We start from the raw sequence: 14,390 nt of genomic DNA on the forward strand, positions 1-14,390 counted from the left end.
ATAGTCCTCGGACAGGATGATTTTTTTTCAAGCTTTAGGTAAACATTTAGATTTTACTATTAACACATTGGGACAGTTTCTCTCTATAAGTCTCCTTATTATTTTCTCATTCTTTTTTGATATCCTTGATCCTAGAGAAATTTTGATTAGTAGATTTGATAGATCTACAGGAACTTTAATAGATTTTCCTCTTTGTTTTTTAGTATTAACCCTTCTCCGAAACTTACTAATATTAATATGATTCCCGTCAAAACTCACGGAATCGGTAACAAACAGGCGTTCAGATGTCTTTTGAAGTTCTTCGGCATTATACAAAATAAAACGATATTCTTGCTCATGTTCAAAGTCGGTATCGGGATCGCTGTCGCCATCTAAAAAGAAGAAAGGGAGGTGATAGTCGTCGACTTCATTGGCGCCATCAATATATGTGTGCGCATTTTCTCGGTCATATGTAACGGCGTTAGATCTGACATCAAATGGGGAATTTTCTTCGCAGAAATTGAAAAGTTCTTCATTTACCTTTTGGATGGTCGAATAAATTGCAACACCAGAGAAATCATTTGCAAAGTATTCCCACAGCTTAGCATCTTCTTTATCTTTATGTGTCCAACATGAAATAAATGAAACTTCTCTTGCCGCAAGAAGATTTGAAATTGTAGATGTAAAGAATAAGTCAGTACTATCGTCGTCCTTAAATGATTTTCGGAACCAATTTCTTACGACGTTTACATAAGATCGGGAGAATCTTGCTTCATTCAAATCAGAATCTTCGTATTTTACTGCTGTGGGAAGATAAAGTTTTTTGTATCGAAGCAGATATATAACCTTATCTGCTGGCATATACCTTAATATGGTTTTATTGTTGGTGATTCCCAACATCTCTTCTCTATCTTCATACCACATACGATGATACCTCGGCGCCTTTTTGTAGATAAAATGTTATTTATAAAAACATTTAAATAGACGACTGGCAAAGAATAGTTAAAAAAATTAGACCTGCAGATTGAGGGTTAAAATTGGTTGGCGAGAGCAAAAGTTGAGTAAGTAGAAAGTAATTCTTCTTTCTAACTTTCTTATGACCGTTTTGTGGCTGTGGTAAATGCTAAGGCCTGTGGGTAAACCTACTCTTAGAGAAATAAAAAGCCCCAGGATATCCCGAGACTTTCTTGAAACTCCCAAAACGTACTAAACCCCTAAAAATAAAACCCCACGCCCACAGTACCAACATCTTCCTTCTTCTTGTTCACGCTCGTCTCCTGGTGGCCGTGCTTGTAAGTCAAAGTCACCTTGTAGTTCACGCGATCCGCTCCAAGGTTCGATTTCCAGTACAGAGCTCCGTAAGGCTCCAGCGCTGATTTGTACTCAACACCGTCCTTCGTGGCATTGCCCAGGTACTCGCCAATCACAGACAGACCCACGATGTTTCTTGCTCCTGAGTAAATGTCCCAAGAGATATTGAGCTCCACCCCCGGAAAGGCAATCGCTTCCAGCCTGTATTCGCCCAAAGTCGCTTCCGGCAGCAAGAAGCTCTGTTCCGTGTACAACGCCATTAAATCCACATGCAGGCTCGGAGTCGCCTCGTAAGCCACGCCCACCCCAAATGATTTCAATGTTTCAGACTTGTGACCTACGTTCGTACCCGCACCGTCTTCGATTTCGCCAAACCGCGTGCTTGTCAGGCCCGCTTGAAAAAGTAAATGCCAGCGCTCGTTGATGATCTTACCGTATTGCAAATCAAAACCCACGCTGCTGTTGGATTTCATCGTCGCTTCCGTGTGATTTGCTTCATCTTCAGACGTTAGCTTCACGCTTTGATAGCGCGGCTGAACGAAAATGAAATTATGGTGAGCAGCCTCTGCAGAATGCGCTTCTTTTGCATGCTCTTCTTTCTTTTCTGGAGCTTCTTTAGCCGCGGCTTCAGGTTTTACTTCCGCTGAAGGTGATGGTGCAGGCAGGGGAGCCGCCGGCGCTGCCGGTGCCGCTACGTGCGGTTCAGGCTTCGCTGCGATCACTGCCGCTGCGGCAGCAACAGGTTTCAACGAACCGACCTTTTCGTTTGCCGGTGCCGTTTCCTTCACCGCCGCCTCCTTCATCGAAGGAGCATCGCCAGGTAACAGAATCGTCTGACCCGGCACGAGAGCATTTGGATTTTTCAGCTTTGGATTTAATTTAACTAAATTCTTCGCATACTCATAACGACGGGGATCTTTTTTATCCGTACTCCCCAAAGACCGATCCGCGATTTTCAACAGCGTATCGCCTTCGCGAACTGTGTACTCAGTCTGCGACCAAGCTAAGCAGGGAGTGATTAAAAAAGCAGCGGTTACAAGCTTCATAAACATAAGACACCTCTTCATCATTGAGGATGTCATAATCATTTTTTGAAGCCTACTAGGAATTGAGTGCAGCTAGCCTTAAGGGCAATCAGGCCTAGACGCCTTCTTTTAGGATCGACATAAATCGGCGATTTTCTTCTGCTGAGAGTGGCTGAAAGCCAAACTTCGCATACAAACCGTGGGCATCTTTTGTGAATAGAGTAAAGCGTCGCAGCTCCGAAAGCTCGGGATTGCTCATGATCGCTTCCATCATCCACTTCGAAAGTCCCTGGCCGCGAAACTCTTCGTCGACAAAAACATCGCAGAGATAAGCGTAAGTGCTGTAGTCCGTCACAAGCCGCGCAAAAGCCACCTGGCGACCATTAAAGAAAACTCCGTAACATAAAGAATTTTCGATGCTCTTGGCCACCGTCGAACGCTTGCGATTCGCAGCCCAGTGGCTGCGGGCTAGAAAACCGCAAATCGTATCTAGCGATAATTTGGATTTATCCGTCGTCAGAAGAAAGCCGTCTTTTGAGATCTCTTGCATATAGAGGCGACGATACTTAAATTTCGTAACGCTGTCTAGGTTGGAATGGGCTCGGCCTGTTAGTTATGGGCAATCCGTCCTGACTTTCGCCAGCGGTGCGCTCACCAAGTTCAAGATCTTCGCCCCATTAAACAGGCAAAGATCGCCCGTATAGTTTTTCACCGTGTTCACCGTCGCACCGTAGATAGCCAAACTTCCAGTACCGCCATCGATCATGCCGATGCTCTTGGCGATGATTTGGTGGTTGCCGGCGATGCCGTCCATCAGCTCGATCGTTTCCGCCGTTGCGCAGATCGGGCCGGCACTCGTATTAATCACTTTGATATTTTTAAGCACGTACAAGAACTTATCGCCGCCCGAGAACATCGTATCTAAATACTGCGTGCGAATAAAGAAGTCCGTCGCGCCCTTCAACAGCGGCACGTTGATCGCGCTATTCACCGTTACATCCACCGCACCCACGCCGTCGGCGGTAAAGTTGCGGGCTGAATTCAGCACGTAGTGAGTTTTCGCTCCTGATAAAATTACGTCGTTCGTCGCTGTGTAATCTATCGGCGTCGTAACGCTTAAGAAGTTTTTGCACTTAATGCTCATGCCGCTGGAAGCATACGCGAGCTGCTGTTGCGTATAAATAATCTGCGGATCTAGCGGCCCCGGTGTCGGAGTCGGCGACGGAGTTGGTGTCGGAACCGGCGTCGGCGTCGCCGTTGGCAACGGAGTCACCGTCGGTGTCACCGTCGGAGAAACCGTCGGAGTGACCGTGGGTGTTGCAAACGGCGTCACTGTTGGTGTCACGGTCGGAGTTGGCGACACCACCGGAGTGATGGTCGGTGTTGGAGTCGGCGAAGGACTCGGTACCGGAGTTGGCGTCGGAGCCGGAGTCGGCGTTGGCGCCACCACACACGAAGCATTGCCGGCGCCATTAGACACGAGCAACATACCCGCAGGACAGGAGTTCGCAATCAACGTCGCCGGAGCCACACAAATCGGATTCCCCGAGCTATCGAGGCCGCTATAGAGTTTGCCAAGCGGGCAGAGCGACGGCAACACGCAGTTACCACTCGCATCCGGTGTACCGCCGGACTCAGTACACATATCAAAGCCCTGATCTAAAAGAAAACAACGAGAGATCCCGCCGTCAGAGTCCACCGACAGCACCACGCCCCCCAGGGATTGATCGCGGTAGGCAATTTTAGAATCACTATTCAGATCCTCAGTGCGGATCATGAGCTCACCATATTGCAATTGATTGCCCGGAATCCGCGGGTCATTCGCGAAGTCCATGCCACCGCTGGTGAAGGCTTTAAACTTTAAGGAGTTCACGCGGATCCCGTACTTAGGCAGAATCACATTTGAGCCAACCACCGTGCCATCAGGCAGGTTATAGGTCATATCCATGCCCTCAGACGACGCGGCATCGGTGCTATTAAACTGACTTGCGCCCGCTAAGCTTGACGCACAGGAAGCGCGCGAGTCTAGCGTCGTACGCAGATCTTGCTGAAGAGAGTTTGCTTCGCTTCTGACTTTAAAGCGATAGACCTCATTATAGGTCGCATGCACCATCGTGCCGACCGCCAAAGAGACCACCACAACCACCGGAATGGCCGTGATCACAGAGACAAGACTTTGCCCCCGTTGATTGCTGAATATTTTTTTAGAAAACTCTCGAGCTACGTTCATATATATAAATTATATTCTGTTGTTTTCGAAAATGGAAATTTCTCCACTCTTTTGTCTCATTGATACTCGGAAGATTTCCTCAAGGAGTTTTGCAACTCACGCTCCCAGAACCATTCGAAACAATGTACTGACCCGCAGGACAAATAGATCCTACGACTTGTGCCATCGTCTGACATTGCGGAGATCCCGTACTCGAGTAACCAAGAAAAACGGCGTTGGGTATGCCCGCACAAGGGTAGGGCATTTTGCATTTCGGATAACTCGTATCATCGTAGACGCCGCCGACCTCAACACAAGATTGCCGCGCGTCTGTGAGCGCATAGCAGCCGGTGATGGTGTTCGTCGCCGGATTTACAGACACTGTCATCGTGCCAACGCTGCGTTCTCTGAGAGATGTTCCTCCGGCCACTTCCGAATTCGGGCCATTTTTTTTTAACCGCAAAACCAACTCACCGGAATAAAGCGTATTGCCCGGAGCCGCTGGATCTGTCCCGATAGAGTGCGCGTTTCTGTACGTCAGCGCTTCAATCGATACATCGTAGCTCATCAGAAAACTTCCGGCTTGAGCTTTGAGTCCCGTGGGGCCGCCACCCATATAAAGGCTGATGGGAACTCCGTCTTCAGTGGCAGCTTGCGTGGGGCTAAAGTTCTTCGACGAGTCGGCAAGGTTCGCGATACATAAATTCGGATAAGCGACAATTCCTTGCAGCGTCGATAACAGCGCGCGAGTTCCCACCATCGAATTAAAGTGCCGTGACTGTGCATTGAAAGTTCTAAAGATAGTCATCATGGTCATCGACAAAGCGCCGACGACGGCGATAGCCATTAATGCCATAATCAAGCTGAATCCACTCTGACTCTCTAGATGTTTCACGGACGACCTCAATACACGGTACATATCGGTTTGTTGATGGCGTCCAAGAGGTCGTTTGCGGCCATCCCGGTTTCAATTTGAGAATGAAAGCGACAGGAAAACCGCTGTTGCTGAGTCTTTCCGGACTCCTAGCGAGGTGCTACCACAAAAAGAAAAAGCGCTGCAAACCTGCAGCGCTCCCTCTGAAGACTCGGTGGTTTTTAGCTATTGCGGTGGAGGTGCGGCACTCATATCCATCCACACCGATTCCCAGATGTGGCCGTCGAGATCTTCGAAACTGCGGCTATACATGAAGCCATGATCTTGAACAGGATTCGGATCGGCTTTACCGCCCGCTTTGGTGGCGTTATTGGTAATCGTATCCACATCGCCTTTGGCATTACGAGTGATCGCAAGCATCACCTGCGCCACGGATTTCGCGTTTGGAATTTCTTTCTTTATAAAACATTGCCGGATCACTCGCGCTTTCCGCAGCTTGTGCAATATGGCCCGGGTAAAGACGATGACTTTGTTCATTGGAATGATTTCGAAGCGAAAGTCACATCAAAGGAACTAGCAGAATCGACAGCGGCTCATCTGCAGCGCTTTATTTCGCGTGATAAGAAGACTCAAAAGATGGTGCCGTTCTCGACGAATCAAGGGTGTCAGCCGAGCCAAGCACCGACTGAGGATACGTTTCAGCATTTTATCTCGGTTCCGTACGTCGATGATCATGCCCTTGAAAAAGAGTACGTGAAACTCATCGACTCAGCCAAAACTTCGATCAAAATATCCAGTCCGTATCTGAGGCCCCTTCCGGCAGTCACAGCGGCGATCGAGCGCGCAGCAAAACGGGGAGTCGATGTCCAAATCCAAACCCGCGTAGTACTCAAAGGCGACACTCAGTCGGAGCTTTATGAAGAGGCGAACAAAGAGAGCATCAATACGCTTTACCAAAAGGCAAAGATCTACGAGTGGAAGGAAGACTCGATTCTGCATTCAAAATTTATTTTGGTTGATAGCACAAAGGCCATGATTGGCTCGGTCAATTTGAGCCGCCGCAGTTTCATTCAAGACGTCGAAAACGGCTTCCTGATCAACGACGCCGACGTCGTAAAAAACATGGAACAGATTTTCAATTCCTACGTCAATAAATCAGCCCAAATCACGAAGCCATTGCCTCGTAAGATGATTCCAACGCTGAAAATCAATATCCTCGAAAACCAGTTTTAAGAGTAATGGGGTGCTCCCAAAAATCCATTTTTAGCAGGGACAAATTCAGCTCTGTGCTCAAAACATAGGCGGGCTGGGGCCGCCAATAGTGATTAAGAATCAATACAGGGCGGGCACGGGTTTTGATAGAAGGTTTGCCGGAGGAGATCTTATGAAATCTGCCAAAACGAGTTTATTCATTTTTCTTTCGGTTTTAAATGCCTCGGTAGCCTTTGCAGGGAGCTATTCCCTGGATCCATTGCCGATTAGCCAAAGCCTTACGGATGATGCGAATCATATTCCGCAGGCAGAGCGTGATAGACGTGTGGGTTTTATCATCGAAAGTGCGCAGAATTTTATCGCTCAAAACGCGAAAGACTCGGCCACTTTGGGCGAGCAACTTAAACATCCCAGCGATACTCGCATGCAATATGCCGCTCGTTTAAATGCCATCGCAGATCAATACGGGCAGCCGAATGGAGCCTTTAAGACCTTCTATAAAAAGGCCGCCTATTTCGTATTGAATTCCAATGTCTACACAGCCAGTGCTGTTCCGTCGAATGGCTTTACTGTCGACAGCCGACAAAAAGCCCTGGATCTGATCTCTGAGAATGGATCTTACGCGACCTACGTGAAACAGTTTCTGGCAAAAATTCTCAAGTTAAAAGCAGCCATGGATGCCGCGAAAGATGAAGACATCGCCGCAGCGATGTACGGCGAAATCCGCGGTATCGCGGCCGCATTTGATCCCTTCCACGATTACACGGTGTATGTTGAACCGATTCGCAGCGGATTTATTGATAGCGAAATCTTGGTAAAACAAATGAAGATTCCATTGGCGAATATCCTCAAAACAACTGGCCAGTGCCCATTTGCTTTGACTCAAGTTTCTATTGATGAGGGTGCTTCAACTCCGGGCGAGGAGCAATACCTCCTTTTGACGGATTTAAATACGTTCTCTTTAGTGAATGACTACAAAGTGATGCTGGCGCTGTTGGAAGGTCCTCGTGGCCACGGCCCTGTCGTCGCATCATGCCCTGAGGCTTCCTTCCTTTCATCGTCTTTTAGTTTCGATGAAGACAAAGGCGTGATCGTCGACACCTTCAAACGTGGCAGCACAAAAATCTGGAGTGAAACAATTGTTCCTAAAGTGGACAGCACGGAGCTCATCCAGAAATTGCGTGCGCTTTATCACTAGATTTTTATTTCGTTAGTAAACGTAGGAGGCATTTATGAAAAAGATGATTTTTTTCGTACTTTTGATTTCAGCGCAATCTTTTGCCGGCACTGTAAAGCAAAGCATACAGGGAACAGGTCTTGATGGTAAGCCTTGCGCTGTTTCTATCACCCGTGATGGCGATAAGCTGATTGACGTTCAACTCACCGGAGCTTCAGAAGTTTTTCAAATCCTAGCGGACGTAGGCAGTAGTGTCAGACCTAAAACGGAAATGCGCCCGGATGGCGGTCGTGAGATTTTTCCAGCAAATGATCCGGCAGCATTTGGTTTATTCACTCACAGCAATGATCTTTTGGGCAGCGGAGAGACCTTTAATTTGGATTCCAATGACATCCCAGGGGACAACCCCTTCAAAGGTGTTAAGATCCTCAGTGCCATTCAGTTGAAATATGATGGCCGCGAGCTGGTCGAAGTCAGAGCTGCAACAAAAGCAAAAGGACTGGGCCTCGTGACATTGGGCTCATCAAAATTCAGCTGCGCTAAGTAATAGACTTGTTATTTTGCTAAATCGGCGAGGGCTTTAGCCACCAGAGGGTTAAAGCCTTTTTCGTCTAAACCTGTGACCTCAGCCAAGCTTTTTGTTTTCATCACTTCACGTATCACTGCGAGCCCCAAGCAATAGCCACGTCGTTGGGGTTGAATAGTGCCACTAGCTGTGAACCACTCTTTATAAGTATCTGAGTATTTTTGATCGTCATGGCCGACTAGATACAAACCGAGATATTCCTGAGCCATTTTTTTTATGTTTCCAGGAGTAACACAGTAATCTGCAAGCTCCGTATTCATAAGTACGGCAGCCTCGGAAGCATTTGGATTTAAGTAAGTACTAATCCAAGTCGCAAATCCTTCAAACCACAGTGGCGAAGACATGGTGACAAACTTCTCTTTACCTTGAAGCTTCGCGAACTGATAGACATGAAAAAACTCATGCGAGAACAGCACATCCAAATCATGGCCACGCATTGACGTAAAATCCACCCCAATCAAAAGCGCCGCTTTGCCATTAGGAAGGTCGACACCTTTGCCATTAAATGAAAGCAGAGAAGGCATAAAAACAATCGGAGTATCTTCTTGGAGATCAGGAAAAGCATTTTTAAAGCGCCCAAACTGAACCGCCGTCAACGCATCGGCACGATCAAACAGATCCCACATCTGAGATTCAAACTTAGGCATCTCAGTAAATAACATATCAAGCCGAGTCTTTTTCTTCAGCTCACAACCAGAATCCGAAGCCGGACAAAGTCCAACATCAAAATAGACTGGGTATTTACTCTCAAACGCTTTCCACCCAGCCCACTTCTCGTCCGAAGAAGAATTACGGTACTGACCAACAAAAGTTTTAAACTCGGGCCCCATATTAACAAGAGCATAGGGAGCGGCATGAGCAAAGACACCAGCGACAAAGAAAGTAAAAAAGAAAAAAGTCTGTTTCATAACCGGGATCTAACACCAGCCACTAAACAAGTCCACCGGCACCCACGGCGCACCCACCCGGTGCACAATTTTCCCTCTTCCCAAATGCGAGTTCCGCAGCGAACGAAAAGCGCATGCGAAGCCACAACGAACCAACATTGAGCGAGGACTGTCTGAGTATTTGGGAAGAGGGAAAATTGGTGATGCTGGCACGACTCGAACGTGCGACCTATTGCTTAGAAGGCAATTGCTCTATCCAGCTGAGCTACAGCACCACGGTATGAATAGCCCATTGGTTTTAAGAATTGGGACGCTCTAAGTCAAGGGGAAAACCAGGTGCCGCAGGCTACAAAACCCCAGTGTTTTCAGCCTCATCTTCCAGTAGCTGCCGTCTTTGGGTCGAAGCGCAGATGGCAACGCCCCCTAAAATCACGTACCACACGGTCAGAACCCAGATCAGGAAGATCGGCACGGCCGCGAAACTCCCGTAGATGTTGCTGATACGGAAAAATTTCACTGTCACCCAGGTAAATGTGTTCTGAACCACCCACAGGCCCGAGGCCGCGAGCAACGCCGAAAAGAACGCGGACTTGGCTTTGACCTTCAGATCCGGCACGTACTTATAGACCAAATACAACACCAGAATCAGCGTACTGACTCCCGTCGCTGTGCCCGGCAGGAACTGCTTGCCGAACTCCATGCGCACCAGAGTCGTAAAACCCACGTAAATTGCCAAGAAAACAGGCAGGATGATCACCAAGAAAAAGTAAATAAAGAAGCGCTTCAGAAGAGGGCGCGTATTGCGCTGATTCCACACGCGGTGAATCCCGAACTCCATATCATGCATCAGGCGAAAGCTCGTGATCACTAAGAACGTAGCACCGATAAAGCCGAGGCCGCCGGCGTGAATGTTGCGAATCGCAGTCTTAATTACCAGCGTGAACTCAGCCCCCGCCGCTTCCTTGAAATAAAGTAGCAGCAAGTTTTCAACTCGCGAGTACAGAATATCATCGCCGCCCAAGAATTTAAAAGTCGCCAGGATCACCGAAAGAAAGGGCACCACAGACAACAGAGTCGAAAACGACAAGCTCGCTGCCACCAACTGGATTTCTCCGTCGCGCAGTTGGTACATCAAATCCTTCCCCATGTAATAGAGGCGGCGAGAGTACATGCGCGAAAGTGTGCGAAACTTAATCTTCATCCTATAACCAGTATCGTTCCTTGACTGCAAAGTCAGCGCCCTTTTTCTCAATCAGTGCGGAATCACAGTACGGATCGTGTTCGAAGAACAAGTACCAGTTATGGTCTGCGGCCTCAGACAAGTACTTTTGTTTTTCTTCCATCAACACGAGCGGATGCAGATCATAGCCCATGAGCCACGGGATTTTCACGTGCGTGCTGGTGGGGACGACGTCGCCACAGTAGAGCAGTGTCGTTTTTCCGTCGGAAACTTTCACCATCTGCTGTCCCTGCGTATGACCATTCGAGATCAGCGTTGAAATTCCCGGAAGAAGATTTTCCGTAGGTCCCTTCAAAATCACGAGCTGATTGTTATCAATCAACGGCTGAAAGTTCGCCGGGTAGTAGCTGGCACGTTCGCGCAGATTCGGCGTACTTGCGGTCTCGAGGTTTGCCTGCTGAACGTAGTACTTTGCCTTCGGAAAGGTCGGTACAAGTTTGTGATCGCGCTCTGTGGTGGCGCCGCCGGCATGGTCAAAATGCAGGTGAGTCAGAATCACATGATCGATGTCCTCGGGATTGAGGCCATGCGCTTTGAGTGATTTTAGCAAACTCGGTCCACTGTCATCGATGTTGTACATCTCAGCGAATTTCGGTCCGAGCTTGTCACCGTACTTGGTGACGAAGTCGCCACCATTGCCGGTGTCGATGAGAATATTGTTACCGCGGGATTTTAGCAGCAAACCGCGAGCTTCCATCTGGATGCGGTTCTTCTCATCCGGCGGGTTGGTTTTTTCCCACAGAACTTTGGGTACGGTTCCAAACATCGCGCCGCCGTCGAGCCCGAAGATTCCTGTCGGAATCGGGCAGACTTCATAGGCGCCGATTTTAAGCTTCAAATGTTGGGTCGTCATTGCTTGCCTCCCCCGGTGCTTGTTCTTCATTTGCCGCCGGGAATGCATCAGGATTGATCGTCATCACCCACGCTTTGTAAGCCGCAAACACGGTCTTGATATCAGCCGGAGGATGAACAGGTCCTACATGGATTACTAGCTTACCAGGTTTTGGCAGCAAATTCCCCTTCGGCCACAAATCCGCATTGCCTTCAAGGTATAAAAACAAAATCGGCGTCTTCGTGCGCTCAGCAAAGATGCTGATACCGCGTTTAAACTCCTGAATCTTGCCTGTCTTCGATCTTGTGCCCTCAGGAAAGATAATCAGCCACATGCGTGGAAGCTCGTTCAGGAGCTTGATAATGAGGTTAATGGCCTCGCCACGGCGGTCTTTACGGTCAATCGGAATCGCCCCTAAACAGTGCTTTGAGAAGAACGTGAAAAGAGGATTCGTGAAAAAGTAATCCTTCGCCGCTGCGATGTACAGATCGAGCCAATAACGGCGGGGGATGGAAGCCGCCACCGAAACCGCGTCTAAGTGACTCGCATGATTTGAAATCACAATCAGGCGGGGGTGTTCTTTGTAAATTTGCGCGAAACTGCCGCCGGTGACTTTGAGGCGGATGTAAAACTTAAAAGCGATGTCTTTAAGGAAAATACTCCAAACATAGCGCCAGAAAGCGCTAAACAAGTCGATATGTCTGGTGAAGAGTGGCAAGTGCTTTAAATAAGTCGGTAGCTTCGTCCACTGTTCGTTTTCGTACTTCCAATCCTTCATAATGAAATATCCGGTAATGCAAGCATCACGTAAAAGTAAATCGGAGCCACAAAGATCAATCTATCCATGCGCGATAAGAAGTCACCACGGCCAATAATGAAGGGACCTACGATTTTTACTCCCGCGTCTTTTCTGATCACACTCATCACTAGGTCACCGATAAAGCCACCGAGCGACGCGATTAAGCCTGCCGTCAGCCAGTACTTGTCTGAACGATCCGGCAACAAGAAGCGCATTGCTCCGGCAAGGACGAGAGTTAGCAAGATCGAAATCCCTAAACCACCAAGCGTACGGCGCGGATTCAATTTCGGAAAGAGTTTGAATTTTCCGAAATATCTTCCCAGCGCCAAGTTCGTGTTATCGCAGAACTCAGTCAGGATGATGAGGTAGATAACTTGGTAAATACCGTTCTCAAGATGCATGATCAAACCCAAGTGCATGAACGACCAGCCAAGGAAGATAAATCCCAGAAGAGTCAGCGAAATGTACTGAATCATGCGCTTATAGTTATTTCTAAACATCGGAACTAAGCACGAGACACCGAGGACTGCCATCGGCATGACGTTGTAGATATCCACACGATTAAAGTACGCGCACACTCCCAGAGCTGCGATCCCGGCATAGCAGATTAAAACAAAATAACTGCGGTGGAACATCCCCATGAGCTGAAAGAAAACCTTTGCGCCCATAATCGCAATCGCCGTAAGGACGAGGAGTGGGAATGGATCCGGAAGACCCATCAAAATAAATAACACCGGAGCGACAATGAGCCAGCTCTTAATACTCGCCCAGCTCGAAGTGAAGTAATAGTTCTGTTGTCTCAGGAAGTACACGATCAAGCCCGAGCCGAAGATGATGCTCAAGACGATGATCACTGTTTGCTGATAGACAGGGCTGGACCAGGATGTGCCGATCATAATGCGTCCTCATCGATGTTGTAGTCTTTGATTTTCTTATACAGGTTCGAGCGCGAAACTTTGAAAACCTTCGAAGCCTCCTCGACATCCTTGTGCGCTTTCAAGCACGCGCGGATAAGATTGGCTTCGAATTCTTCAACCAAGAAGTTCAAACCTTTCGAGAAGTCGATGTCTTTAAACGCCGGGCTTAAGTATTCCGTTTTGGCTTTCGCAGCTCCCGGATTTAAAAGATTCTCGACGTCGTCTTCGCGGATAAATGGCAATGGCGATACCAGACTGATCTGCTCGCACACGCGTTTCAGTTCGCGCACGTTGCCGGGCCAGTTGTAAGCTTCGAGTGCTTTTAAGCCGTCATCAGTGAATTGCTTGTTGCGCTTCGGGCGTTCCATTTCAAGGAAGTTTCTCGCAAGCTCTGCGATATCTTCTTTGCGATCTCTTAATGGTGGCAGCTCAATACGCTGACTTGAAAGACGGAAGTATAAGTCTTCGCGGAATTTACCCTCAGCCACCAGTTTTTTCAGCGGCTGATTGCTCGCCACGATCACGCGTGTTTGCACGTGAGTGACGTCTTTAGAGCCGACTTTACGAACTTCGCCGGACTCTAAGAAACGAAGAAGCTTCACTTGTTGAGTCAGTGGCAATGCCTCGATCTCATCGAGGAACAAGTCCCCACCGTGAGCGGCTTCTGCAAGGCCGATTTTGTTTTGATCCGCACCTGTGAATGAACCTTTCGTATGACCGAAGAGTTCTGATTCAAAAAGATTTTCAGGAATGCTGGAAATATTCACGGTGATGAACGGACGCTCGTCTTCTTGCTGATTTAAGAGACGTGCCGCGACTTCTTTACCGCAACCGGTTTCACCCTCGATGAGGATCGTGTTGCTTTCGCCCTTCAGATCGGCGATGCGCTTTCTGATTTTTTGCGCAGCTGAGCTCACGCCAACCCACGCGATGTTCTTACCGGCTGTATCGAGATTGCGGATGCTCCAGTAAGCTTCGATTTTATCAAGCACGAGTTTTACTTCTTCAGCGAGAAGCGGCTTTGCGAGAAATCTCTGCGCGCCGACTTTCAAACATTGCTCCATGGTCTCGCGATTGAGATCTCCGGACATCGCGACGACTTCGAGCTGAGCATTGTGCTTCATCAACTTTTCGATGACTTGAACACCTTCAGGCTCGTTGCTTCCCGGAGTTAGATGCATGTCAACCATCGCTGCGTGGAAGAAGTTTGTGTACGGAACGAGTTCCTTTTTCGATACAGAAACAATCTTCCACGGCGCGGGAACGCACAGCTTCAGAGCCTGGTGAATTAAGGAATCATCATCAACGACCAATAGATGAAATGCTCTAGTACTTTTCATTC

The 14,390-nt window shown here is 48.2% G+C and carries 15 protein-coding genes and 1 tRNA gene; 3 read left to right on the forward strand and 13 right to left on the reverse strand.

Going from position 1 to position 14,390, the window contains the following annotated elements; genetic code table 11:
- Positions 1 to 27: 27 nt before the first annotated feature.
- From JSU04_18620 to JSU04_18645, 6 genes are all read right to left on the reverse strand, one after another.
- Positions 28 to 903, reverse strand: a complete 876-nt coding sequence (locus JSU04_18620; GenBank protein ID MBS1972327.1) for a DUF2971 domain-containing protein — start codon at positions 901 to 903, stop codon at positions 28 to 30.
- Between the two features lie 290 nt (positions 904 to 1,193).
- A complete protein-coding gene (locus JSU04_18625; protein MBS1972328.1) occupies positions 1,194 to 2,342 on the reverse strand; it encodes a LysM peptidoglycan-binding domain-containing protein in 1,149 nt (382 codons plus the stop codon).
- Between the two features lie 88 nt (positions 2,343 to 2,430).
- A complete protein-coding gene (locus JSU04_18630) occupies positions 2,431 to 2,865 on the reverse strand; it encodes a GNAT family N-acetyltransferase (GenBank protein ID MBS1972329.1) in 435 nt (144 codons plus the stop codon).
- 63 nt (positions 2,866 to 2,928) lie between these two features.
- A complete protein-coding gene (locus tag JSU04_18635) occupies positions 2,929 to 4,545 on the reverse strand; it encodes a hypothetical protein (GenBank protein ID MBS1972330.1) in 1,617 nt (538 codons plus the stop codon).
- Positions 4,546 to 4,624: 79 nt separating this feature from the next.
- A complete protein-coding gene (locus tag JSU04_18640) occupies positions 4,625 to 5,419 on the reverse strand; it encodes a hypothetical protein (GenBank protein ID MBS1972331.1) in 795 nt (264 codons plus the stop codon).
- Between the two features lie 204 nt (positions 5,420 to 5,623).
- Positions 5,624 to 5,878: a hypothetical protein gene (locus tag JSU04_18645; protein MBS1972332.1), complete on the reverse strand. Its 255-nt coding sequence runs from the start codon at positions 5,876 to 5,878 to the stop codon at positions 5,624 to 5,626.
- Positions 5,879 to 5,896: 18 nt separating this feature from the next.
- On the opposite strand from JSU04_18645, the gene JSU04_18650 reads away from it, so the two are divergent.
- From JSU04_18650 to JSU04_18660, 3 genes are all read left to right on the forward strand, one after another.
- The gene (locus JSU04_18650) at positions 5,897 to 6,631 is read left to right on the forward strand and encodes a phosphatidylserine/phosphatidylglycerophosphate/cardiolipin synthase family protein (protein MBS1972333.1); all 735 of its coding nucleotides are present in this window, start codon (positions 5,897 to 5,899) and stop codon (positions 6,629 to 6,631) included.
- Positions 6,632 to 6,782: 151 nt separating this feature from the next.
- Complete coding sequence (locus JSU04_18655; protein MBS1972334.1) at positions 6,783 to 7,808, forward strand: hypothetical protein; 1,026 nt, start codon at positions 6,783 to 6,785, stop codon at positions 7,806 to 7,808.
- Positions 7,809 to 7,842: 34 nt separating this feature from the next.
- Positions 7,843 to 8,334, forward strand: coding sequence for a hypothetical protein (locus JSU04_18660; GenBank protein MBS1972335.1), 492 nt, complete (start codon positions 7,843 to 7,845; stop codon positions 8,332 to 8,334).
- Positions 8,335 to 8,342: 8 nt separating this feature from the next.
- Here the strand turns inward: JSU04_18660 and JSU04_18665 are convergent, their stop codons facing one another.
- The 7 genes from JSU04_18665 to JSU04_18695 form a co-directional block, all read right to left on the reverse strand.
- Entirely contained in the window at positions 8,343 to 9,281 is a 939-nt protein-coding gene (locus JSU04_18665; GenBank protein ID MBS1972336.1) for a hypothetical protein, read from the reverse strand.
- A gap of 177 nt (positions 9,282 to 9,458) precedes the next feature.
- Positions 9,459 to 9,535, reverse strand: a tRNA-Arg gene (locus tag JSU04_18670).
- A gap of 71 nt (positions 9,536 to 9,606) precedes the next feature.
- Positions 9,607 to 10,383 (reverse strand): YihY/virulence factor BrkB family protein, encoded by a 777-nt coding sequence (locus tag JSU04_18675; GenBank protein MBS1972337.1) that lies wholly within the window; start codon positions 10,381 to 10,383, stop codon positions 9,607 to 9,609.
- 79 nt (positions 10,384 to 10,462) lie between these two features.
- Entirely contained in the window at positions 10,463 to 11,353 is an 891-nt protein-coding gene (locus tag JSU04_18680) for an MBL fold metallo-hydrolase (protein ID MBS1972338.1), read from the reverse strand.
- Positions 11,328 to 12,110: a 1-acyl-sn-glycerol-3-phosphate acyltransferase gene (locus JSU04_18685; protein ID MBS1972339.1), complete on the reverse strand. Its 783-nt coding sequence runs from the start codon at positions 12,108 to 12,110 to the stop codon at positions 11,328 to 11,330. Before JSU04_18685 ends, JSU04_18680 begins: the two co-directional genes overlap by 26 nt.
- Positions 12,107 to 13,027 (reverse strand): phosphatidate cytidylyltransferase, encoded by a 921-nt coding sequence (locus tag JSU04_18690; protein ID MBS1972340.1) that lies wholly within the window; start codon positions 13,025 to 13,027, stop codon positions 12,107 to 12,109. Before JSU04_18690 ends, JSU04_18685 begins: the two co-directional genes overlap by 4 nt.
- A complete protein-coding gene (locus JSU04_18695; GenBank protein MBS1972341.1) occupies positions 13,024 to 14,388 on the reverse strand; it encodes a sigma-54-dependent Fis family transcriptional regulator in 1,365 nt (454 codons plus the stop codon). The genes JSU04_18690 and JSU04_18695 overlap by 4 nt, the downstream gene beginning before the upstream one ends.
- Between the last annotated feature and the right edge of the window lie 2 nt (positions 14,389 to 14,390).

It is taken from the genome of Bdellovibrionales bacterium, assembly GCA_018266295.1.
Lineage (GTDB): Bacteria > Bdellovibrionota > Bdellovibrionia > Bdellovibrionales > Bdellovibrionaceae > JACMRP01.